A 22712-nucleotide genomic window follows, 5' to 3' on the forward strand; every position below is an offset into this window, starting at 1 on the left:
ATATTTACCGCCATTTTAATACTGAACTTTATAATGACGGTTCTCTCCGGTTTTAAGGAATATGCTATGACTACTGCAAACGTTTTTCACCTTGGTATCAATAAATCAGACTTACAAGGTGCCGAATTGGCTATCATTCCAGGTGATCCAGCGCGTGTCGAAAAGATCGCACAGCAAATGGAAAACCCAAAATTTTTAGCAAGTCATCGAGAATACACGGTTTATTTAGCCGATTTAGCAGGTAAGAAAGTGGTTGTGTGTTCAACAGGTATCGGCGGTCCATCGACTTCGATTGCTGTTGAAGAACTTGCGCAACTTGGCGTTAATACATTCTTAAGAGTTGGCACAACGGGTGCAATTCAAGAACACATTAATGTTGGCGATATGATTGTAACAACAGCGTCGGTACGTCTTGACGGTGCAAGCTCTCATTTTGCGCCAATGGAATACCCTGCAGTAGCAGATTTTGCTGTCGCGACAGAAATGAAAGCGGCTGTTGATGCTGAAGGTATCAAGGTACATATGGGCGTTACTGCATCAAGTGATACCTTCTACCCAGGTCAAGAGCGTTACGATACATTCTCGGGCCGTGTTACACGTCGTTTCCAAGGTTCTATGCAAGAATGGCAAGACATGGGCGTGCTTAACTTTGAAATGGAATCGGCAACACTCTTTACTATGTGTGCAAGCCAAGGCCTTAAAGCGGGCTGTGTTGCTGGTGTTATTATTAACCGCACACAAAAAGAGATCCCTGATGAAGCCGCAATGAAACTTGTTGAAACAAGATCGATTAAAGTTGTTGTTGATGCTGCTCGCCGTATGTTGACTGCTTAAACTCAAAACCCACTATTAGTCGCGATTGGTGCCGCTATCATTATTGATGCGGTGACTGGTGAAGCGAAAGCTGAATCGGGTCAAAACGTAGTGGTATTAGGGCTAGTGACATCAGGCAATTAAACCTGAGTGCTTAGCTAAGCGTTGTTAGAATAAATACAGAGCCAGCCTGCTTATACAGGGCTGGCTTTTTTGTTTTTAGTGGCTTGAGGCAAAATAAACGGCTTTGTCGCCAGCAGACCATTGCGGGTATTTATACATAATATCAGCAAATAATGTCGAGCTAGTGTGGCGATCTAACCAAGCGCGCAACCTAGGGTAGGGAGATTGTTCGAACCAGGCTTTATCAACACTGGAAAATTGACGAATAAAGGGAAAGATAGCGATGTCTGCGAGACTTACATCATCACTAATAAGGTTATTGTGTAGCCTGAGTAACAATTCAAGCTGAGTTAGAAAATGGCTACCTTGCTCACGATATTGCGCTTCGCTGAATTCAGGGTGGCGGTCAGCATATTTATATTTATCTAAAATAGCTTTGAATTCGTTATCATTTTCATCGATCAGTGAGCTGATCTGCTTTTGCAAATTAGGCTGATTTTGGCGTCGCCAATCATGGCTGTCATTTTGTGCTAGCGCCCAGTGCATAATGTCGCGACTTTCATCAATGATCTGCTTATCTTGGGTGACTAGAACTGGCACTGTACCTTTAGGCGAGTAAGCTAACAAGCTCATCGGTTTATCTTTTAATACCACCTCTCTTAATTCAACTTCAACTTGACTGTAACAAACCGCGAGTCGAGCTCTCATTGCATATGGGCAACGACGAAACGAATAAAAAATAGCAGGGCGAGTAGGTCGCATTAATAGACTCCAACATGAAACATTTAAGATAGTGAGATTAAATTATCTCACTTTGTTTTACTGTATCAAATCAGCGCTATATATACATTAAAATGATAATATTATTAGTCTTGTATATACAGTAGGTATGTTAGTATCCACTCGAGTTAATCGCACAAGTTTAAGGTATTGTATTTTAATGAATGAAAAAATGGGTTTTTCATTACTGGAATTAACATTTGTTATAGTGGTTCTTTCAGTGCTCGCTATGTTTGCTATCCCCGAGTACACCAAAACACATCGTGAAGCCAAAGTCGCTGTATTGACCGATTTACGAGGCAAATTAATCAATGCCGTTGATACCTTGAAAACAGCATCAAACATTGAATCACGTAAACAGACTATTAGTGGAAAAACGTATGTTCAATATGACGTCAGACAGTCCTATCTAGTATCTGGCAAGCTGCTAGATCCAACTGAAATTTGTCATATATTGGGGCTGACCCCTGGCCCCCTTGTTGAAGGCGAGATGATTACTTCAAGTGATGGTATGTATACTTGTAAAAATGTAAGCCCGAAACAGAGTTGGATTAAAATGAATCGGCTTGAATCGACAGATTGCGCATTGGCATACACAGCCTATTATCATAATGGCTCTATCGCTAATGTTGATATTAAATTGACTGGTGATTGTTTAGAGTAAATTGACACTTAATTTACGCTGATTATTTATACACCTGTTAACACTTAATTAACGCTTCTCACTTTCAGAACTTTCGTTATTTTCTTTCATTCGAAAGTGACTATCTGTTTAATTAGAAATAAACTTTTAGTTGGGTGCCTATTTATGGGTATTTGCTGAACATATTGCTGAAACCATTTTAAATTTCAGTCATTTTGAGTGATAATGCCGCGCCTAGTCCGTTATCTATCCATAACATGAACCGACTAGCGCTAAATGTTCTAATCTTTTCGATCAAATCTTTAGGAAATAAAACCATGGTAAAACCTGAGAATAACAGTATTGTCATTTTTGGTGCTTCGGGTGATTTAACAAAACGAAAGTTACTTCCCGCGCTTTTTCACCTTTATGTCAATGAACTGTTACCTGAAGATTTCTCTATTTTGGGTGCGAGTAAAACTGCATACACGGACGATTCATTCCGTGCAAAAGTAACTAATGATTTAATCCAAAGTGAAGGCATTACTCAGCAACAAGCTGAAGCGTTTAGTAAACATTTGTACTATATCTCGATGGATATGACAGATGCAGATAGCTACGTTGCGTTTAAAGAGCGCTTAGAAACATTGTCTGTCACGCACAATACAGTTGGTAATGCTATTTACTATATGGCAACACCACCAAGCTTATATGCAGCCATTTCTGCAAACCTTGCTAAACACAAATTGAATAAAGATCGTAATGGTTGGAAACGTTTGATCGTTGAAAAACCATTTGGTTATGACCTTGCATCGGCAAACGAATTAGATGAGCATTTGCACACTTGTTTCCGTGAACGTCAGGTGTATCGTATTGATCATTACTTAGGTAAAGAAACAGTACAGAATCTATTAGTATATCGTTTCTCTAATGGTTTATTCGAACCATTGTGGAACCGTAGTTTCATCGACTATGTTGAAATTACAGCGGCTGAAAGCTTAGGTGTTGAAGAACGTGGCGGTTATTATGACCATTCTGGCGCAGTACGAGATATGCTACAGAATCACTTATTACAAGTATTAGCACTGGTTGCGATGGAGCCACCTGCAGTGATCAACGCAGATGCGATGCGTAATGAAGTGGTTAAAGTGATCCAAAGTTTACGCCCGCTTGAAGAACAAGATCTACGTGATAATCTCGTGTTAGGCCAATATACAAAAAGTGTAGTTAATGGCGAAGAGATGCCGGGTTACCGTAGTGAAAAAGACGTAGATGCAGATTCACGTACTCCGACTTATGTGGGGATGAAGATGATGATCGACAACTGGCGTTGGAACGGCGTACCTTTTTATGTGCGTACGGGTAAACGTATGCCAGAACGTTTGACTGAAATTGTGGTTCACTTTAAAAAGACACCACATCCAATTTTTGGTCAGAACGCGCCGGAAAATAAACTGATCTTGCGTATTCAACCAAACGAATCAATTCAAATGGACTTTGGTTTGAAAAAACCTGGTGCAGGCTTTACTGCTCAGCAAGTATCAATGAGCTTTGACTATAATAGTTTAGAAGAAAATAACCTGTTAACAGCCTACGAACGTTTATTACTTGATTGTATGAAAGGCGACGCAACGTTATTTGCCCGCTCTGATGCAGTGAAAGCATGTTGGGAATTTGTGCAGCCAATCTTAGACTATAAAAAAGAAGCTAAATCTTTGTTTGGTTATAAGTGTGGCAGCTGGGGTCCAAATAAAGCAGATGAAATGCTTGAGAAAGATGGCCGCGAATGGCGTTTTTCGAGTGAAGAAGTGATTAACTAATCACGCTTCACTCAGTCATTAGTCACTGAGTAATTTGTTACTAAGTGACTAACTAAGCATGTAAATAAACAACAGTAGCGTGGAGATATGATGGATTATCGTACTTTTGAAACACCAGAACAGGTTGTTGAGTCATTGGCTCAGTCACTTGTTGAATATAGCCAGCAAGAGCAACCTGTACATATTTCGTTATCAGGCGGCAGTACACCAAAGCTTTTATTTAAAGTGTTAGCACAAGCGCCATTTGCAACCAGCATCACATGGACTAACTTACATTTTTGGTGGGGCGATGAACGCTGTGTTGCACCTGATGATGCCGAAAGTAATTTTGGTGAAGCACAAGCGTTGCTATTTTCGAAGGTAGCATTACCGACAGAGAATATTCACCGCATATTAGGTGAAGACGCACCTGAGCAAGAAGTTATTCGTTTTGCGCAAGAGATGCAAACCGTGATTCCTGCACATAATGGTTTACCTTGTTTTGATTGGATCCTACTGGGCATGGGTAGTGATGGTCATACAGCATCCTTATTCCCAGGCCAAACTGATTATAACGATGAAAACATCGCAATCATTGCTCAACATCCAGAATCAGGACAATACCGTATTTCTAAAACGGCGCGTCTGTTAGCGAATGCAAAGCGCATTAGCTATTTAGTGTTGGGTGCTGGTAAGGCTGAAGTGATCAAGCAAATTCATGATAAGGATGATGCTGCCCTTGCTTACCCAGCTGCGCAAGTTAAAGCAAATCAGGGTAACACTGAATGGATCTTGGACGCAGCAGCAGCAAGATTAATTAGTCGCTAAGATAAGACCGAGCGGTTTAATTTTATTTGCTATTTAACGTTGCTTTCTTAGTATCGAAGACCTGTTAGTTGACGCTAGCAGGTCTTTTTTTGTTCACTTGTCTATTTTTCATACCAGCGGCTAAAACCTACCCCTCATTAAATTAATTTAACAACCTTATATAGAAACAATTTTAAATTCAGCTAGCATTAGTTTGTCTTACATGTAGTTCGTGGCTTAAACAGTTCATTAGGTGCCTTGTGAGGGGGATTTTTTTGCTATTCTTTGTGTTTTTATTGTTAATAAAGTGTTTTAAACTGATTTAAGGCTTGTAACTAGCCAAATATGGTTATTTTTGTGACTTGGTTCTAATATATATATGTGTGATTTATAAGTGTTATGTGTCATATTATGTCGAGTCTAACGAGAAGGTGAGTAAACACCTTGATAGCACTAAATATAATTATTTTTAATTATTCTTTAATTACTCTTTAATCAATATTATTTGATAATACTGACATATCTTCATCCTATATTAGGTGTAATGGACTAGCGTTGTATTGTATTGAGCGACCGTTTTATAGATGAATATGCAGGTATAAGGAAAAACATGAACAAGACACAAGATTCGTTTTTATCTAGTTTCTTTAAACTAGAATCAGCAGGCGGCATTATCTTAATGTTCTCGGCTGTATTAGCTATGGTTTTAGCTAATAGCCCTTTACAGGGACTCTATTCACTATTTTTAGAAACCCCAGTAGAAATAAAACTTGGCGGTTTAGAGATTGCGAAACCATTATTACTTTGGATTAACGATGGTTTAATGGCTGTATTCTTCTTTTTAGTCGGACTTGAGCTAAAGCGGGAATTAGTGGAAGGGGAATTATCTGATCCTCGAAATATCATTCTACCTGGCGTTGGTGCTATCGGTGGTATGTTATTCCCAGCACTTATCTATGTTTACTTTAACTATGATGATCCTGCTGCGTTAAGCGGTTGGGCTATCCCTGCTGCAACAGATATAGCATTTGCGTTAGGTATTTTAAGTTTATTGGGCTCTCGAGTACCGGTTAGCTTGAAGATATTCTTAACGTCACTGGCTATTTTTGATGATATTGGTGCGATCCTTATTATTGCATTCTTCTATACATCGAAGATCTCTGTGGTTGCATTGATTGTGACTGCATTGTGTATCCCAGTGTTAGCTTATTTGAATAAACGTAATGTTGATTCGAAAGCCTTATATATCATTGTTGGTATTGTGATGTGGGTGGCAATGCTGAAATCTGGTGTTCACGCAACATTGGCTGGCGTTATTCTTGCGTTATTTATCCCGATGCAATCAAAAGATAAATCACATTCTCCACTGAAGAAGATGGAGCATGGACTACACTTTGTTGTGGCTTTTGTTATCTTACCTATCTTCGCATTTGCAAACGCAGGTATTAACTTATCGGGTGTTGGCTTAGAGCAAATCCTGCATCCAGTGCCAATGGGTATTGCGTTAGGTCTGTTCTTTGGTAAGCAAATTGGTATCTTCGGTTTATGTTGGTTGGCGATTAAATGTAAGATTGCACAAATGCCAAAAGGCATGGACTGGTGTTCTTTATATAGTACGGCGATCCTATGTGGTGTTGGTTTCACCATGAGCTTGTTTATTGGTTCACTTGCCTTTGAAGAAACAGGAACCAACTTATTGTTTGATGAGCGCCTTGGTATCATCTTAGGTTCATTAATCTCTGGTTTGGTCGGCTTCTTTATGTTGAAGTCATGCCTCTCAAAACAAGACGCAGCAGCAAAATAATAGTCCGCTAGACTTGAGTTACAAATAGTAAGCACCCTTAATTGGGTGCTTTTTTGTATCTGCTTATATCCTCTGATGACTTATTTATCAGTTGAATATATTGATTAAACAAGCTAGTTTAAAGCTTCGAAATGTAGTTATCCCAATCAGAGAGCGTAGTCTTGAGTACTATTAAATCAATATTTGAACGTAATCGCGCATGGTCAGAACAGATCAATGAACAGTTCCCTGACTTTTTTGAACAACTTTCTAAACAACAAACACCGGATTACTTATGGATAGGTTGTTCCGATAGTCGCGTACCAGCAAACCAGATCATGGCCCTGCCTCCGGGGGAAGTGTTTGTGCACCGCAATATCGCTAATGTTGTAGTCCACACAGACTTAAATTGTTTATCAGTGATCCAGTACGCTGTTGAAGTACTTAAAGTGAAGCATATTATTGTGTGTGGTCATTATGGTTGTGGTGGCGTTAAGGCTGCTATGGGCGATGGCCAGCATGGTTTAATTGATAATTGGCTACGTCATATCAAAGATGTTGAACGTTTCCATATGGACGAATTAGAGGGAGTATGCGGAGACGATAAGATTGATCGGATGTGTGAATTAAATGTCGTAGAGCAGGTGCGTAACGTTTGTAATACCACTGTTGTAAAGCGAGCTTGGCGTAATGGCGCTGAGTTAACTGTACACGGCTGGATCTTTAACATCAGTAACGGTGTATTGAAAAGCTTAACAGATAGTATTAATTCGCGTGAGAAACAATTAGAAGTCATTACTAAATAGACGAACGCTTAGCGTAATCTAGTGGGTATAAAAAAAGCCAATGAGTTAACTCATTGGCTTTTTTATTACCTAACGATAATGAATCTAAGAGACATAAATTTTAGGTAATAAAAAAGGTGAACTAAGTTCACCTTTTTTGATATCTGTTTAACCGATTAATAGTAAACTATTAAAGAGGTTTAACGTTCTCAGCTTGAGGACCTTTTTGGCCTTGGCCTACTGTGAACTCAACTTTTTGACCGTCAGTAAGTACTTTAAAGCCATCTACTAAGATAGAGCTGAAATGTACGAATACATCTGGGCCATTTTCTTGTTCGATGAAACCGAAGCCTTTAGCTTCGTTGAAGAATTTTACTTTACCGATTACTGTATTAGACATATTAAAAACCCTGTATATATATATTATTAAAAAAATTGTTAAAAAACCAGGGTGTAACTTATATAAACAATACAAAACACAATAATCAATACAAGTATTAACTAAAGCTTATTCTACCGATATAAACTAGCCTAATTTCTTAAGACGAATTATACATGGTTAAAGACTCATAGCAACACACTCGTGAATTATTTTTATAAAATTACTGTTTTCATTAGTAAAATCAACATTGTCTGTGAGCATCTGCTGGCTTTTCCGTCGTAGTAACCGCTATTTTATTCAATCCTAGTTCATATAACAGCCAATTATTGTTTGCCTCTAAAATTCTAGTATCTGTTTGGTTGTAATGATTGATTAGTTATTATTTGTTGCTAGGTTAGATGTGTGTTTACCACTTGTTATTAAGTGTAAGTTTTTGATATTTAAACTATATGAGTGGTTTACCGAATGTTTTAGATAAATGTAACCGTATCCTGGTAATAGGGTGCAGGCATAAACAAAAGAAAATTAAGGAAAGATAATGAGTAAAGGTGTTCGTAGACAGTGGTTTTTCAGCCAAAAGAAAGAAGTGAAATTTTTTATTAAGTAAGTAACGAAGTGAAGTTATTAGATTATGCCATTAAATACATACTAGGTATTTAATGTGTACTTCTTATTGAGTCGGAAATGTCGACAAATTGTCAGTAAATAAAGCTATTTACTGACAACAAGTCACTTAACTAAAGGCTGTTAAAATTAAGCCGCATTCTCTTCTTCTACACGAGCAATATATTTTTCCATCGCTTGGTCTGAAGATAAGCCTCGTAATTTATCCCATGCAGTCCACTTAGCAAAACCAACCATATCAAAGATAGATGGCTTTTTAGTTGCCACATCACCTTCTGTTGCTTGCTTGAATAATGAATAAAACTCTAACTTTAATTCTTGTGAAGGTTTTTTCTTCGCTGTGCCATTTTGAACTTGGTCTACTGTAGCTTCGAATTTAGCGCGTAGGTCTGTCATTTTATATTCCTTTATTTATCTAAAATGTTGAATCAAAAAGTACTTAACTATTCATTAGTAAAAGCATTACAACGAGCAATGTCGTAATGCACCTACTAATGAGTAGTTAGGTCACAGGCAAATGTTACCTTTATTTTCTACTTAATACATCCTTTTATTTCAGTTTTAGGTATGTATTTAAATAATTAAAAATCCTTATTATTCAAACTAATAACTTTTAAATAAGTATGATTATTCTAATTTTAGTTAAGGGCTTTGTGGGGGCGCGTGATCATATAGCGCGTGCGTAATAATTGATGTAACGCAGAAATAGGCTAAATCTAGGGGCTCAATAGACAATTAAACTTGATATATACGTCAGAATATATCATTACCCATTTGTAGTTACGATCTTTTGGGTGTTAATCGTATTTGTAGCATTAACATTATAAATCCAGTAACACTAAACCCATTTTTTGTAAGTGAAATATGATCGAATCACAATCGAATAGACAGATATCATTATTTGAGGCTGTATTGAATAATTACTCTACATTGCAACGCTGTTTACTGCTCATTTGTGCTTTATTAGTAGTTGTTGCTGTTCTATGTGTGGAGCAAAGCAACATAGCATCATTTTTGTTTTCTAATTTACCGCTGGGTATTGGATTAACAAACAGCTTTATTGCGCCGTTAGTCGCGATCGTATTGTTAGCTATTTCTTGCACTGCTTATTTTGGCATTATTTGTACTGATAAGTTGTCGCCATCATCACGACAAGAGACAAACGTTTCTGGATTTTTATCGGAATTGCGTTTAACACTCGTATTTGGTGCTTGTTTTGGATTGTTAACGGCAATTTTATGTAGTCTAATTTTTGTCATCGCAGAACCACATTTACCACAAGCGTTTCTTCAATATCATCAAATATTTAGCTCGTTAGATTTGATACTTATTGCTTTAACTGCATTGTTAACCAGTGCATTATACTTGTCGGTATTTATGTTACCGCTGTCAAGTTTATTGTCAAGATTGATGGTTTTTGAAACTAAGCCTTCGAAGGTGAAATTAACCACAAATGCAATTATCATTTCATCGATTATATTGTCTTTTTTTATGGCGTTATCCGTCGCGCTGGTGACATCAACCTTTTCGATAAACCTGATTGTATTTATCGTTATTATATCGGCTATCACAGCCTCTGCACTGGGGTTGTTGTACTGGTTTGTAGGGTTAGAAGCGAGTTTGATTGCTAACTTAGTATATTGCTTGTTAGTCTCTTATCTGGCGCACATTTTCTTATAGTTTTAACACAAGTGAACAGCTAATATAAAAACGAGCACGATATAGTAGATCATCGTACTCGTTTATCTATGCTATTTGGTGTGTGGCATGGTGTGTTACAGACTACAAACAGAGCAGCTTGGTAATTTTGGTAACTTCATGGTTTGAAAAGACAGTGTCAACCCATCAACGAGCAGTACTTTCCCTGTCATTGGCTTGCCAAAATTAGCAATCACTTTAATCGCTTCCATTGCCTGCATCGCACCAATAATACCAACCATCGGTGCCATAATGCCTGATTCAACACAGCTTAATGTGCCACTACCGAATAATTGGCTTAAACATTGATAGCAAGGTTCATCATCAGCATAGGTAAAAACACTTATTTGACCTTCCATACGAATTGCAGCGCCAGAGACTAATGGTGTACGCAGTGCGAAACAAGCTCGGTTTATCTGCTCTCGTGTATCGACGTTATCGGTACAATCAAGCACAATATCATGCTGTTCTATCAGCTTAACCATCTCATCTTCAGACAGTTTAGTGGTTATAGCCTGTACTTTACAGTGCGGATTTATCTGTTCTAGCTCATATTTAGCCGACAGTGATTTAAACTCTCCAATACGGCTATCACGGTGTAGTAACTGACGTTGTAAATTAGACAGTTCGATATGATCGAAGTCGACTAATGTCATCTGTCCTATGCCTGAAGAAGCTAGGTACTGACTACTCGCACAACCTAAACCACCGGCACCGATTAACAATACCTTGGCTTGTTTTAAGGCTTCTTGACCATCAAAGTCAAAGTGGCGAAGCACGATTTGACGGTTATAGCGTAGCTCTTCTTGCGAAGACAGAATATCTTCGCAAGAAGAGCTATCATTTGATGGGGTCGACATTAATTTAGGATCTCGTTAAAGGGTTCAATCGTGACCGTTTCACCAATTTCGACGTTACCACGATCTTGCTCGATGATCGCGTAGCAATTTGAGTGACTCAAGCTGCTGAATACACCTGAACCTTGGCTGCCTGTTGATACAACTTCAAGTTGACCTTGTGCATTCACACTATAAATGGCACGTTGAAAATCCATACGTCCTGGTGCTTTTTTAAGTCGAGTCGCCGCAACGGCATTGAAGCGGGGTGTTGGTGTAAATTCTTGATTTGTCATTTTTGCCAACGCAGGTACAACAAGCTGATGGAAAGTGACGGTTGCTGATACAGGGTTACCGGGTAAGCCAAAGAACTTACTGTTTGGTAGTGAACCGAAGGCAAATGGTTTACCTGGTTTAATCGCTAATTTCCAAAAACCAATTTCGCCCAGTTCTTCCAACAATATTTTAGTGTAGTCGGCTTCGCCAACGGATACGCCGCCAGAGGTGATAACTGCATCCGCCACTGCATCGGCTTTAATAAACGTTTCGCGTAGTAGATCTTCGTTATCAGGGACAATGCCAAAATCAACAATGTCTAAATTCAAACGTGATAGCATGGCATTGATGCTGTAACGGTTACTGTCGTAAATTTCACCATTACCCAGCGGTTGACCTAAGCTTTTTAGCTCGTCACCGGTTGAAAATATAGCTACTTTTAGGCGACGATACACAGTGACTTTATCAACACCTATCGTTGCTAGCATCGGAATATCACGTGGTGTAAGACGACGACCTTTGGTTAATACAGCTTGGCCGATAGCAATGTCTTCAGCGGCATTACGAATATTGTCATACATTGGTGGGATATTATCAAAAGTGATTAAATCACCGTCGACTTGTGTGCTTTCTTGCATAATAACGGCTTCACAGCCTGCAGGTACTGGTGCACCGGTCATAATGCGAATACATGAACCGATTGGCCATGCACCCATAAATGGTTGGCCTGCAAACGCTTTACCTGCAAGCGGTAGGGTCATTGATTGAGTCAGGTCGGTGATGCGAACGGCGTAACCATCCATTGCTGAATTATCAAATGGCGGCACATTCATTGGCGAAGATATGTCTTCTGCGAGAATATAATCGAGTGCATCTGCTAAATCTAATGTCAGCGTTTCTGTTACTGCATCAATATTGTCTAACATTTCTTGCATCGCTAAATCCAGTGGTTTTAGCCCTTGTACGTCACAACATCCCATCATATACCCTTGTGGTTATTTTTTAGTTATATCGTCAATTATGACAAAATCAACACATTGACGATAGGATCTATAACAATAAAAAGCTTAATTAACGCTATTTAAGCTAATTTGTTTATATTATTAATTGTTAGGTGTTATTATGCGGCATTATTTTAAAGTCGATCCGTTTGTGGAGTAAGTAATGACCTGCCTAAGTAAAGAAGCTTTATTAGTTCGCTCAGTATTGGAAGAGCGAGGGTTAGAGACACCAATGATCGGAACTGGGCTATCGAGCGCAGAGAAAAAAGACCGCATTGAATCGCATTTTACCGAAATTCTAAAATTATTAGAGTTGGATTTAACGGATGACAGTTTGGCTGAAACGCCACACCGTATTGCTAAAATGTACGTGAATGAAATATTCTCAGGTTTAGATTATAGCTCATTCCCTAAAATCACTTTAATTGATAATAAAATGCAAGTGGATGAAATGGTTAAGGTCAGTGATATTACCTTAACGAGTACTTGCGAACATCATTTTGTGACTATCGATGGTAAAGCGACAATTGCTTATATTCCACGTAGTAAAGTGATTGGTTTATCAAAGATTAATCGCATTGTGCAATTTTTCTCACGCCGTCCACAAGTGCAAGAGCGCTTAACGCAACAGATTTTAGTTGCACTGCAAACCTTGCTTGATTCACAGGATGTTGCTGTGAGCATTACTGCGACACATTATTGTGTGAAAGCACGTGGTGTGATGGATGCAACGAGTGAAACCACAACTACGTCGCTAGGTGGTATCTTTAAATCACGTCCAGAAACAAGAGCTGAGTTCTTACACTGTCGTTAGTTAATTGTTAATACAGATTACGTAAACCTAAACTGCAATTCTCGAGTGCATTCACTCTGTCGTTTAGGTTTATTCATCCCTTCAATATCTATACTCAATTCAAGCTAATTCAATTAAAGCCAAGCCTTAATACCTATGTCATCTTTTCAATGGCAAGGTTAACGTCCATCCGTATTCGTAACTTATTTTACATTGCCACATTTTGTCATAATTCATCTTTATTCATCATTTTAGGGTAATTTAATCGCCATACTTGTTTGTTTTAATGACGTCATTGATAATTAATGAGTAGCTGAGATGAAGCAGATATTAAAACTAAATACATTGTGGAAATTACACTCCGATGATCAGTCGGAGCAATTAGCGCAATCGCTATTACAGTCACTATTACAATCATTATTACTGTGCTGTTTTGTTGTTTTCTTATTGGCAACAACACGTTTTATTGTCAGTTATGCCAATAGTAGTTACGCTCAAGATATGGCGTCGTTGACTATTTATGATGACAATGCGACGCAAGGTTTAGTCAATATTGATGGTATTCATGCTGACGCGATCAACATAGATCGTCAAGCAAGCATTGATGTCGCAGAGGTAAAAGAGCAGGTTAAATATGAAGCAACGTTGGCCGATTTAGAGTTTGTATTACAACAATATCAAATGATGGAATTACAGGCGTTTAATTTTGTTATTGATATGCCACAACGTGCGCAAGTGACCACTGCGATGCTAAGTCATTTACAAAGTATGTTAACGGAGTTCATGGCGGTAAACCCAGATATTAATGCTAATTGGCAATTAGATCCAAATAATGCGTTGAAGTTGATTGTGCAGTTGCATACAGAACGAAAAAGGCATTGGGGTGGGGCAGGCTTAATTATTTAGCTAGATTAATTAAGAGCTATTAACGAAGGCAAGCAGTGCTTGCCTTCGTTAAAAATAAGCTGTTGTTAAACTGCAGCAGTTGCTACTGGTTTAGTAACAACTGGCGTTGTCGCAACTGGCTTCGCAACAATGTTACGCTTTTCTTTGTTAACTTCGGCGATATTAACGAAGATAACGTCACCTAAGCTGTATTCCACTTGATCTTTAATGCTGATTTGACCTGTTTCGACTAAGCATTTAACTTCTTTCTTATTATCATGTAATAAGCTTGCAGGGATAAATGCAACCGCACCATTTTCAAGTAAACGCACACGTAAACCACCGCGGTTAACATCCATGATGCTCGCCTCGAATGCTTGTTTGCTTTCTACTGCAGGTGTTAGGTAATCAACATATAACCACGATGAGATATCACGTTCAGCCATTCTATGTTGGCGGCGACGTTCCGACATCAAGATCACTTCATCTTCTGTTGCAGAGCGTGCTGTACCATTGGTCAATGTTGCTTTGATTAGGCGATGGTTAAGGATGTCACCGTATTTACGAATTGGTGATGTCCATGTTGCATAACCTTCTAGACCCATAGCGAAGTGACGTTCTGCACTTGCACTGATGATGCTGTAGCTTTGCATACGACGTAAACGACTGTCTAATGCTGGATTCGCTTTTTCTGCAAGGGTACGTTGTAATTCAACATAACCAGTTAGAGATTGGATGTGTTCTTTTGTGCATTCGATACCGTGTTCAGTCAGTAACTCAACAACTAAGTCAATCTTCTCTGGATCAAAACCAGCGTGGGTATTAAATACACCCACATCGCCATGTAGACGGAATAAACGTGCTGCGGTGATGTTCGCTGCAACCATGGTTTCTTCAATCATTTGATTAGCAATGCGGCGATGTTCTACATGAATAGCAAGTACGTTACCTGTTTCATCTAGCTCGAAGCTGTAGTCTGGTTGGTCAGGGAATACGATGGCATTTTTCTTACGCCATTGTTGACGATGACGTGCAAACGTAGCCAGTGACTGTAGTTGTTCTGCAAGCTGTGCTTCAGGCTGCCATTGCGTTGAAACTTCTTCAATTAAGTCTGATACTTGTGTATAAGATAGCTTGTGCTGAGACGTGATCCAAGCTGTGAAGAATTCAAACTCTTCAGCTAAGGCACCATCTTCTTGAATAGTATAAGTACAGCATAATGTTGGGCGTTTTTCGCCAGCAACTAATGAACAAACACTGTCGCTTAATTCACGTGGCATCATTGGGATATTACGGCCCGGTAGATACACAGTGAACGCTCGTTCTGCCGCAATTTTGTTTAGTTCTGAATCAGCTGGGATATATGCTGTTGGATCAGCGATCGCAACAGTCACTTTTAAATTGCCTTCTGCTGTTTTTTCAACAAGCAGTGCGTCATCCATATCTTGTGTAGACGCTGAATCGATAGTAAAGAATGGTTTATCTGTTAGATCAATACGCGTCGTATCATCTTTAAATTCAACAGAATCAGGCATTGCTGGTACGTCTTTAGCTAAATTTTGACGTGCTAATGTAACCCACCATGGTGCATTTGGATCGGTTTCAGTAGCAACGAAACTCGTTACTTCGGCTGAGAAACTACCATCTTTTAATGCATGAGATGTAAGTTGTGCAACAACCCAATCGCCATTACTTACTTTTTGCTCGCCTAAACCAACTAGTTTTGCCTTAATCGGCATGTTGATCACTGGGCTGTCGGCAACAATAGTCAGTTTGTTTTTTGCAATACTAATACGCGCAATAAAACGGCTTAACTTAGCTTCAACTAACGTATCCGGTTCTGCTGATGTTTTATCACCGTTGGTTTCGATATAGGCTTTAATTCGATCGCCATGCATGATTTTTTTCATGTGTGGCGGCGCAATGAAGTAGCTTTCGCCATCATCCGCTTCAAGGAAACCAAAACCACGTTCAGTGCCTTTAACAGTTCCTTCTACACTTGGCGTGTTTTGGCGCATATTTTGTTTTAATTGAGATAGTAGTGGATTGTCGCGAAACATGTAAAACCTTCCTATAATGAATTGCGCATACTATACGACAGAGCAGGGCTAAGTACCACCCCTGATACTGGCCGTTTGCTTTCAGCTTATAGTAGTTTTTCAATATCTTTAATCATGCCTTTTGGTGAAACGGTTGGTGCAAAACGCTCAACGACATCACCGTCTCGATTAACTAAGAATTTTGTAAAGTTCCACTTAATCCCCTTACTACCTAACAAACCTCTCGCCTCAGACTTTAGCCAGTTATAGAGTGGGTCGGCATTATCACCGTTGACATCAATCTTGCTGAACATGTCAAAAGTGACACCAAAATTAAGTTGGCAGAATGAGTTTATATCGGCATCTGAGCCTTTTTCTTGTTGCTTAAATTGGTTGCAAGGGAAGCCAAGAATGGCTAATCCTTTATCACCATAAGTCTGATTAAGTTCTTCTAACTCTGCGTATTGATTAGTGAACCCACACTTACTTGCTGTATTGACGATTAATACGGCTTGGCCATTATAATCACTGAGTTTTTTCTGTTCACCTGTGATTGTTGTTACTTCGAAGTCATAAAGTTTGGTCATGGTAAGTACCTTCTTATAGTAGAGATAATTAGTAGATAACTAAATTAGTTTAGTTGATAGGTAAATAGGTTGCGCGCAACATAATGATTGCTGCAATATGAATATGCAAGTATTTTCGTCTCAAGAATAGGTTTTTTACATTTGAGTTTAAGTAGTTGCGTCTGAGCTCACAGATAAAAATGATTAATTGCCCTTGAAAACAGGGATAACAAACCCATCTATCTATTAACAAATACATTCAGATAACTTGTAATCTGAATAACCCCATTAGAACAAAGGAACAAGTAATGACTGATACAGTTAATACTGAGACTCACGGCTTTCAAGCTGAAGTTAAGCAACTGCTTAAATTAATGATCCATTCTTTATACTCAAATAAAGAAATATTTTTACGTGAACTTGTCTCTAATGCGGCAGATGCAGCCGACAAATTACGTTTTAAAGCATTATCAGATAATAGCTTATATGAAGATGACGGCGAATTACGCGTACGTGTTACGTTTGATAAAACAGCCCGTACAATCACGATTGCTGATAACGGCATCGGTATGTCACGTGAAGATGTTATCTCGCATTTAGGTACAATCGCACGTTCTGGCACATCTGAATTCTTTGACAACCTATCTGGTGACCAAGCGAAAGACTCACAGTTAATCGGTCAGTTCGGTGTGGGTTTCTATTCTGGTTTCATCGTCGCAGATATGATGACCGTGAATACACGTGCAGCAGGCGCAGCAGCAGACCAAGCAGTACAGTGGGAATCTGAAGGCGAGGGCGATTACCGTCTAGCGGATATCACGAAAGAAAGTCGTGGTACTGAAATCATCTTACACTTACGTGAAGGCGAAGACGACTTATTGGATGCATGGAAACTGCGTCAAATTGTAAACAAATATTCTGATCACATCAGCATCCCTGTTGAGATGTGGAAAGAAGAACAACCTGAATCAGACGGTCCTGACGGTGAAAAAACACCAGCAGTACCAGGTGAGTGGGAATCGATTACCCGTGCAAGCGCACTGTGGACATTATCGAAAAACGAACTTAAAGATGAAGAATATAATGAGTTCTACAAGCACATTGCCCACGACTTTGAAGATCCACTCACATGGAGCCACAACCGTGTAGAAGGTAAGCAAGAATATACGAGCTTACTTTATATCCCTGCGCGCGCCCCATTTGATATGTGGAACCGTGAAAAAGAACATGGTCTAAAACTGTATGTTCGACGTGTATTCATTATGGATGACGCTGAGCAGTTTATGCCGACTTACCTACGTTTCGTGAAGGGTGTATTAGATTCTAACGATTTACCACTAAACGTATCTCGTGAAATTTTACAAGATAATAAAATCACGACATCACTACGTACTGCTTGTACTAAACGTGTATTGACCATGCTTGAACGCATGTCGAAGAACGAAGATGAAAAATATCTGAAATTCTGGAATGAATTTGGTCAAGCACTGAAAGAAGGTCCAGCAGAAGACATGGCGAATAAAGAGAAAATTGCTTCTTTATTACGTTTTTCTTCAACATCGGTTGGCGGTCCTGCACAAGAAGTTGGTTTCGGTAAATACATCGAAAACATGCCTGAAGGTCAAGATAAGATTTACTACATTACAGCTGACAATTACACCACAGCAGTAAACAGTGCATATCTTGAAATCTTCAAGAAAAAAGGCATTGAAGTATTGCTATTAACTGACCGTATTGATGAGTGGTTATTATCACACTTAACGGACTTTGATGGTAAACAACTGGTTTCTGTTACTAAGGGTGATTTAGACCTTGGCGAACTGGATGATGAAGATGCTAAGAAAGCTAAAGAAGAAGCGACTGAAGAATTTGCTAGCTTCCTTGAGCGTGCTAAATCAACATTAGGTGAAAAAGTAGCCGATGTACGTTTAACGCATCGTCTAACAGAGACTCCATCTTGTGTTGTGACTAACGAAGATGGCATGAGCAGCCAAATGATTAAATTGATGGAATCTGCTGGTCAAGCAGTACCACCACAAAAATACATTTTTGAGCTAAATCCTGAGCACGAAATGATCAAACGTGTTGCTGATGAAGCAGATGAAAGCGTATTTGCAGACTGGGTTCAGTTATTGCTAGAACAAGCACAACTGACTGAACGTGGTAGTTTAGATGATCCTGCGGCATTTATTGCGCGTATGAATCGTTTAATCGGTTAAGTACAGTTTTCAAAATTTAACAGTGTGAATACGTTTTTCTATTAAACTACTCACAAAGTTATACACTAATGCATGGCAATTCAGGGCCGTACTTGAACACATCGGATTTCCCGTGTAGTCTAGCGGTTCTGAAATTTAAGCAATTTAAACAAGCTAAGTCAATTTAAGGGCAATTTATGCGTATTATTTTATTAGGTGCACCAGGTGCAGGTAAGGGAACTCAAGCACAGTTCATCATGGAAAACTATGGTGTTCCGCAAATCTCTACTGGTGATATGCTACGAGCTGCTATTAAAGAAGGTTCTGAGTTAGGTCAAAAAGTGAAAGCTGTTATGGATGGTGGCCAACTTGTATCTGACGAACTAATCATCGAATTAGTTAAAGATCGTGTTAAGAAAGAAGATTGTGCAAAAGGTTTCCTACTAGACGGTTTCCCACGTACTATCCCACAAGCTGACGCGATGAAAGAAAACGGTATCGACGTTGACTTCGTACTTGAATTTGACGTGCCAGATGAAGAGATCGTTAAGCGTATGAGCGGTCGTCGTGTTCACGCTGCTTCAGGTCGTGTTTACCATACTGTTTACAATCCGCCAAAAGTGGAAGGTAAAGATAACGAAACTGGTGAAGATCTATCTATCCGTGCGGATGATGTTGAAGCAACTGTACGTAAACGTTTAGGTATCTATCACGATCAAACTGCACCACTTATTGCTTATTATGGCAAAGAAGCGGAAGCAGGTAACAGCAAATATGTTACATTCGACGGCACTCAAGCTGTTGACGCGGTAAGCAAGCAATTAGCTGAATTACTTGGCTAGTCGACAAGTGAATCGACAGGTTTAATTCTTTCGATTAATCTGTAGACGGTTATCAAACCTCGAGCATGCTCGGGGTTTTTTTATACCTAAATCTCAGCGAGTTATTGGATCCAAGTGATTTAATCGCATAGAATAGAGTCACTCGTTAAACGATATAGTGATTATGTGTAATATGACTAAGCAAAGTATTTTATTGGTTAACCTTGGTACGCCAGATTCAGCCACTCCAGCCGGTGTTAAAGCCTTTTTAAGACCATTTCTGTCTGATACCCGCGTGGTCAATATACCTCGATTATTTTGGTTGCCGCTCTTAAACGGTGTCATTTTACCTTTGCGTTGTAAACGTGTAGCCAAAGCTTACCAATCGATTTGGTTTGATGATGGCTCACCACTCTTACACTACAGCCTATTACAACAGAAAGCGTTGTCAGCACTGTTTGAAGGTACAGGGCAAGGTAAAGAGCAAGGTACGGGGCAAGGTGTACAAGTTGAATTGGCCATGACGTATGGCGAGCGCAGCATCAAAAATGCCATTAAAAAGTTACAACAAGCGGGTACAGAGCACATAGTGGTACTGCCTTTGTTTCCACAATACTCATCAACCACGACAGCGCCAGTATTTGATCAAGTGGCTAACTACCTGCAAGCAACCATTGATGTACCAAGTGTGAGCTTAGTGAAGCATTACCATAATAACGACGCTTATATTGAAGCATTAGCGTTAAGCGTAGAGCGCCATTGGGCTGAAAAGGGCAGAGCTGAGAAATTGCTATTGTCTTACCATGGTATTCCTAAGTTCCTGGTTGAAAAAGGCGATATCTATGCGGACCATTGTGTTGAAACCACGGCACTGTTATGTGCGCGCTTGGGCTTAACGGAAGATCAGGTTGTGCATTGTTATCAATCGCGTTTTGGTAAAGCTGAATGGCTACAACCGTATACTAATGAGACGTTAGTTAAATTGGCTGAAAATGGTACGAAATCACTTGATGTTATTGCGCCTGCCTTTGCCGTTGATTGCTTAGAAACACTTGAAGAAATGGCGATTGAAAACAAAGAGGTATTTGTAGAAGCCGGCGGTGAAGATTATCGGTTCATTGCTTGTTTAAATGACGATGAAGCGCATATTCGCGCACTACATGCTGTTGCGAGTGAATACTTACGTCGTTGATAAAATAGCTGATGTTGATTGATTGCTATTTAGCGCGGATCAAACAGTGTTTAGCGTTCTCGAGTTGGACGCTAACCATTTCGGCACATTTCATCTTGTCTACATTTTCCAAATCTATTACAGAATAGTGCCTTTTCAACATCCAATCTAGTGGTTGCTGAAAGCTATCCTCATCAACAATAAATGACTGGTTTTTTAGTCCGCCTTCATCCACTTGTACTATCCATAAGCGTTTTTTACTGTCGAGATTTGCAAGTAAGCGCTGACTGAATTTGTGGAAGCCTCGTTGTAGTCTAAGCCGTAATGACATGTATTGCACCTGCTTTAGAATGAAAGGGAATTATAGACCTAAATATTCTAGTTGCAGTAGTAGGTAAATGTACCGAATTGTAACAAGTTAGCTATAGCTATAGCTATGGCTGATAGAGGTGATAATTAAAGGGGATTGGTGCAGTGTTAATAAAATGGCAATAACGGTAATCTAATCTTGAGTACTTTAATTACTCGTTACTGCCTGATGTTACAATGCTTTCATCAAAATTTTTGAACGACGCTGTAGGTTATATAGCTCTTGTTTTTCAACAGGCAGCTGTTCCAGCTCGACAGGTTCAAAACCACGTTCTCTAAACCAATGAATACTGTGTGTTGTGAGCACGAAAAGATGCTCCATGCCTTGTTTCTTGGCTTGTCGTTCGATTTCTTTGACCAATAAATCACCACGACTCAAGCGGCGATATTCTGGGTGTGTTGCCACACTGGCCATTTCGGCGATATTACCCGAGAAACAGTACAGTGATGCACAGCCAATAATGGTGCCATCACGCTCTACGACAGTAAAGTGCTCGATATCTCGTAACAATTGTTCCCTGCTGCGCTGTACTAGCATACCTTGCTCGACCAAGGGCTGCGTTAATAGCATAATACCAGGCACATCTTCAATCTTAGCCGGGCGGGTTTGTTCGGCACTTTGACGTACTATTTGAGTACCAACACCGTCGCGTGAGAACAGCTCTTGTAATAAAGAACCATCGGTTTTGTAACTGACTAAATGGCAGCGTGTGACACCAGCAAAAGACGCAGTAATCGCTGCACGTAAGTATGACGCTGTGCCACTATTTATACCGCCTTGTGCTTCTAGTTCCGCTAAGCGCTCTTGTGCTTGCTCTGGAAACATTTCTGAAATGAGCTCACCGTTATAATCCAGCACACCTTGCGAAGAACAAAAGTTAATCAGTTTATGGGCACTCAGTTTAATGGCTATTTTAGTCGCGACTTCTTCCGCACTGAGGTTAAAACTTTCCCCTGTGACTGAATAGCCGAGTGGGGGAACGACTGTAATGGCATTTTGTGCGAGTTGATATTCCAATGCATCGGTATCGACACGGCGTACGCGCCCAGTATGGCAAAAATCGACGCCGTCATCCACGCCCATAGGCTGGGCTGTAATAAAGTTGCCACTGACGATATTGATTTTAACACCGTGCATTTGTGTGTTGACCAGTCCCATCGAAAATGCGGCGGTAATTTCATATTGGAGTTGGCCAATAACTTGTTTAATGAGCGGGAAAGCTTGTTCATCAGTGACGCGTTGGCGTTTGTGAAACTGACTCTCGCAGTTATTCTGCGCGAGTATGGTGTTAATTTGTGGACGAGCGCCAAAAACCAAAACGATACGAATACCGAGGATGTTTAATAAGGCAATGTCATTAACGATATTGATGAAATTGGCATGCGCGATGGCTTCGCCGCTCAATGTCAGTACGATTGTTTTATCGCGGTGTGCATTGAGGTAAGGCGCAGATTGCCGAAACCAACGTACTAACTGGTTATCTTGTTGACTCAATTCCATCTCCTTGGATTTAACATCTTATTCTAAATACGTATTTTAA

The 22712-nt window shown here is 39.6% G+C and carries 21 protein-coding genes; 12 read left to right on the top strand and 9 right to left on the bottom strand.

The features are described 5' to 3' along the window. Positions 1–66 precede the first annotated feature (66 nt). Complete coding sequence (gene udp, locus FR932_RS04385) at positions 67–834, top strand: uridine phosphorylase (RefSeq protein ID WP_019439264.1); 768 nt, start codon at positions 67–69, stop codon at positions 832–834. A gap of 198 nt (positions 835–1032) precedes the next feature. On the opposite strand, the gene FR932_RS04390 is transcribed toward udp, so the two are convergent. After that, the gene (locus FR932_RS04390; RefSeq protein ID WP_019439263.1) at positions 1033–1698 is read right to left on the bottom strand and encodes a glutathione S-transferase; all 666 of its coding nucleotides are present in this window, start codon (positions 1696–1698) and stop codon (positions 1033–1035) included. 178 nt (positions 1699–1876) lie between these two features. Between FR932_RS04390 and FR932_RS04395 the strand changes: the two genes are divergently transcribed. The 5 genes from FR932_RS04395 (at position 1877) to can (ending at position 7533) form a co-directional block, all read left to right on the top strand. Continuing rightward, positions 1877–2380, top strand: coding sequence for a pilus assembly FimT family protein (locus tag FR932_RS04395; RefSeq protein ID WP_019439262.1), 504 nt, complete (start codon positions 1877–1879; stop codon positions 2378–2380). A 296-nt stretch (positions 2381–2676) separates the two neighbouring features. Then, the gene (gene zwf / locus FR932_RS04400; protein ID WP_019439260.1) at positions 2677–4158 is read left to right on the top strand and encodes a glucose-6-phosphate dehydrogenase; all 1482 of its coding nucleotides are present in this window, start codon (positions 2677–2679) and stop codon (positions 4156–4158) included. A gap of 87 nt (positions 4159–4245) precedes the next feature. After that, positions 4246–4965 (top strand): 6-phosphogluconolactonase, encoded by a 720-nt coding sequence (gene pgl / locus FR932_RS04405; RefSeq protein ID WP_026031999.1) that lies wholly within the window; start codon positions 4246–4248, stop codon positions 4963–4965. A 589-nt stretch (positions 4966–5554) separates the two neighbouring features. Continuing rightward, positions 5555–6748 (top strand): Na+/H+ antiporter NhaA, encoded by a 1194-nt coding sequence (gene nhaA / locus FR932_RS04410; protein ID WP_019439258.1) that lies wholly within the window; start codon positions 5555–5557, stop codon positions 6746–6748. A 161-nt stretch (positions 6749–6909) separates the two neighbouring features. Beyond that, positions 6910–7533: a carbonate dehydratase gene (gene can / locus FR932_RS04415; protein ID WP_019439257.1), complete on the top strand. Its 624-nt coding sequence runs from the start codon at positions 6910–6912 to the stop codon at positions 7531–7533. Between the two features lie 169 nt (positions 7534–7702). Here can and FR932_RS04420 read toward each other — a convergent pair whose 3' ends face one another. After that, complete coding sequence (locus FR932_RS04420) at positions 7703–7912, bottom strand: cold-shock protein (RefSeq protein WP_006030497.1); 210 nt, start codon at positions 7910–7912, stop codon at positions 7703–7705. A gap of 735 nt (positions 7913–8647) precedes the next feature. Beyond that, positions 8648–8914, bottom strand: a complete 267-nt coding sequence (locus FR932_RS04425; RefSeq protein WP_019439256.1) for an acyl-CoA-binding protein — start codon at positions 8912–8914, stop codon at positions 8648–8650. 468 nt (positions 8915–9382) lie between these two features. Here FR932_RS04425 and FR932_RS04430 point away from each other — a divergent pair, with 468 nt between their 5' ends. Next, positions 9383–10198, top strand: coding sequence for a hypothetical protein (locus FR932_RS04430; protein ID WP_019439255.1), 816 nt, complete (start codon positions 9383–9385; stop codon positions 10196–10198). Between the two features lie 95 nt (positions 10199–10293). Here the strand turns inward: FR932_RS04430 and moeB are convergent, their stop codons facing one another. Both moeB and moeA read right to left on the bottom strand, forming a co-directional pair. After that, complete coding sequence (gene moeB, locus FR932_RS04435) at positions 10294–11076, bottom strand: molybdopterin-synthase adenylyltransferase MoeB (RefSeq protein ID WP_019439254.1); 783 nt, start codon at positions 11074–11076, stop codon at positions 10294–10296. Further along, positions 11076–12308 carry a molybdopterin molybdotransferase MoeA gene (moeA, locus tag FR932_RS04440; protein WP_019439253.1) on the bottom strand — a complete coding sequence of 411 codons (1233 nt, stop codon included), beginning with the start codon at positions 12306–12308 and terminating at the stop codon, positions 11076–11078. The genes moeB and moeA overlap by 1 nt, the downstream gene beginning before the upstream one ends. Positions 12309–12492: 184 nt before the next feature. On the opposite strand from moeA, the gene folE reads away from it, so the two are divergent. Beyond that, positions 12493–13143 carry a GTP cyclohydrolase I FolE gene (folE, locus tag FR932_RS04445; protein ID WP_019439252.1) on the top strand — a complete coding sequence of 217 codons (651 nt, stop codon included), beginning with the start codon at positions 12493–12495 and terminating at the stop codon, positions 13141–13143. A gap of 297 nt (positions 13144–13440) precedes the next feature. Next, positions 13441–14028 (top strand): hypothetical protein, encoded by a 588-nt coding sequence (locus FR932_RS04450; protein ID WP_019439251.1) that lies wholly within the window; start codon positions 13441–13443, stop codon positions 14026–14028. Positions 14029–14093: 65 nt separating this feature from the next. Here FR932_RS04450 and FR932_RS04455 read toward each other — a convergent pair whose 3' ends face one another. After that, entirely contained in the window at positions 14094–16067 is a 1974-nt protein-coding gene (locus FR932_RS04455) for an exoribonuclease II (RefSeq protein WP_019439250.1), read from the bottom strand. A gap of 86 nt (positions 16068–16153) precedes the next feature. Beyond that, entirely contained in the window at positions 16154–16633 is a 480-nt protein-coding gene (locus FR932_RS04460) for a glutathione peroxidase (protein ID WP_019439249.1), read from the bottom strand. Positions 16634–16920: 287 nt separating this feature from the next. Here FR932_RS04460 and htpG point away from each other — a divergent pair, with 287 nt between their 5' ends. The 3 genes from htpG (at position 16921) to hemH (ending at position 20823) form a co-directional block, all read left to right on the top strand. After that, positions 16921–18831, top strand: a complete 1911-nt coding sequence (gene htpG, locus FR932_RS04465; protein ID WP_019439248.1) for a molecular chaperone HtpG — start codon at positions 16921–16923, stop codon at positions 18829–18831. Positions 18832–19007: 176 nt separating this feature from the next. Continuing rightward, complete coding sequence (adk, locus tag FR932_RS04470) at positions 19008–19652, top strand: adenylate kinase (RefSeq protein ID WP_019439247.1); 645 nt, start codon at positions 19008–19010, stop codon at positions 19650–19652. Positions 19653–19815: 163 nt separating this feature from the next. Continuing rightward, positions 19816–20823, top strand: a complete 1008-nt coding sequence (gene hemH, locus FR932_RS04475) for a ferrochelatase (protein ID WP_019439246.1) — start codon at positions 19816–19818, stop codon at positions 20821–20823. Positions 20824–20848: 25 nt separating this feature from the next. Here hemH and FR932_RS04480 read toward each other — a convergent pair whose 3' ends face one another. Next, on the bottom strand, positions 20849–21133 hold the full coding sequence (locus FR932_RS04480) for a hypothetical protein (RefSeq protein WP_019439245.1): 285 nt from the start codon (positions 21131–21133) through the stop codon (positions 20849–20851). A gap of 210 nt (positions 21134–21343) precedes the next feature. Further along, positions 21344–22672: an amino-acid N-acetyltransferase gene (argA, locus tag FR932_RS04485; RefSeq protein WP_019628866.1), complete on the bottom strand. Its 1329-nt coding sequence runs from the start codon at positions 22670–22672 to the stop codon at positions 21344–21346. Positions 22673–22712: the final 40 nt, after the last annotated feature.

The sequence above is a fragment of the Moritella marina ATCC 15381 genome (assembly GCF_008931805.1).
GTDB classification, from domain to species: domain Bacteria; phylum Pseudomonadota; class Gammaproteobacteria; order Enterobacterales; family Moritellaceae; genus Moritella; species Moritella marina.

Excerpts from the sequence above, each read along its gene's own strand:
- FR932_RS04460 (WP_019439249.1), bottom strand. The coding sequence starts at position 16,633 with ATGACCAAACTTTATGACTTCGAAGTAACAACAATCACAGGTGAACAG.
- adk (WP_019439247.1), top strand. The coding sequence starts at position 19,008 with ATGCGTATTATTTTATTAGGTGCACCAGGTGCAGGTAAGGGAACTCAA.
- moeA (WP_019439253.1), bottom strand. The coding sequence starts at position 12,308 with ATGGGATGTTGTGACGTACAAGGGCTAAAACCACTGGATTTAGCGATG.
- argA (WP_019628866.1), bottom strand. The coding sequence starts at position 22,672 with ATGGAATTGAGTCAACAAGATAACCAGTTAGTACGTTGGTTTCGGCAA.
- udp (WP_019439264.1), top strand. The coding sequence starts at position 67 with ATGACTACTGCAAACGTTTTTCACCTTGGTATCAATAAATCAGACTTA.
- FR932_RS04395 (WP_019439262.1), top strand. The coding sequence starts at position 1,877 with ATGAATGAAAAAATGGGTTTTTCATTACTGGAATTAACATTTGTTATA.
- FR932_RS04390 (WP_019439263.1), bottom strand. The coding sequence starts at position 1,698 with ATGCGACCTACTCGCCCTGCTATTTTTTATTCGTTTCGTCGTTGCCCA.
- hemH (WP_019439246.1), top strand. The coding sequence starts at position 19,816 with ATGTGTAATATGACTAAGCAAAGTATTTTATTGGTTAACCTTGGTACG.
- moeB (WP_019439254.1), bottom strand. The coding sequence starts at position 11,076 with ATGTCGACCCCATCAAATGATAGCTCTTCTTGCGAAGATATTCTGTCT.
- pgl (WP_026031999.1), top strand. The coding sequence starts at position 4,246 with ATGATGGATTATCGTACTTTTGAAACACCAGAACAGGTTGTTGAGTCA.
- FR932_RS04425 (WP_019439256.1), bottom strand. The coding sequence starts at position 8,914 with ATGACAGACCTACGCGCTAAATTCGAAGCTACAGTAGACCAAGTTCAA.
- folE (WP_019439252.1), top strand. The coding sequence starts at position 12,493 with ATGACCTGCCTAAGTAAAGAAGCTTTATTAGTTCGCTCAGTATTGGAA.
- FR932_RS04450 (WP_019439251.1), top strand. The coding sequence starts at position 13,441 with ATGAAGCAGATATTAAAACTAAATACATTGTGGAAATTACACTCCGAT.
- FR932_RS04455 (WP_019439250.1), bottom strand. The coding sequence starts at position 16,067 with ATGTTTCGCGACAATCCACTACTATCTCAATTAAAACAAAATATGCGC.
- htpG (WP_019439248.1), top strand. The coding sequence starts at position 16,921 with ATGACTGATACAGTTAATACTGAGACTCACGGCTTTCAAGCTGAAGTT.
- nhaA (WP_019439258.1), top strand. The coding sequence starts at position 5,555 with ATGAACAAGACACAAGATTCGTTTTTATCTAGTTTCTTTAAACTAGAA.
- FR932_RS04430 (WP_019439255.1), top strand. The coding sequence starts at position 9,383 with ATGATCGAATCACAATCGAATAGACAGATATCATTATTTGAGGCTGTA.
- FR932_RS04480 (WP_019439245.1), bottom strand. The coding sequence starts at position 21,133 with ATGTCATTACGGCTTAGACTACAACGAGGCTTCCACAAATTCAGTCAG.
- FR932_RS04420 (WP_006030497.1), bottom strand. The coding sequence starts at position 7,912 with ATGTCTAATACAGTAATCGGTAAAGTAAAATTCTTCAACGAAGCTAAA.
- zwf (WP_019439260.1), top strand. The coding sequence starts at position 2,677 with ATGGTAAAACCTGAGAATAACAGTATTGTCATTTTTGGTGCTTCGGGT.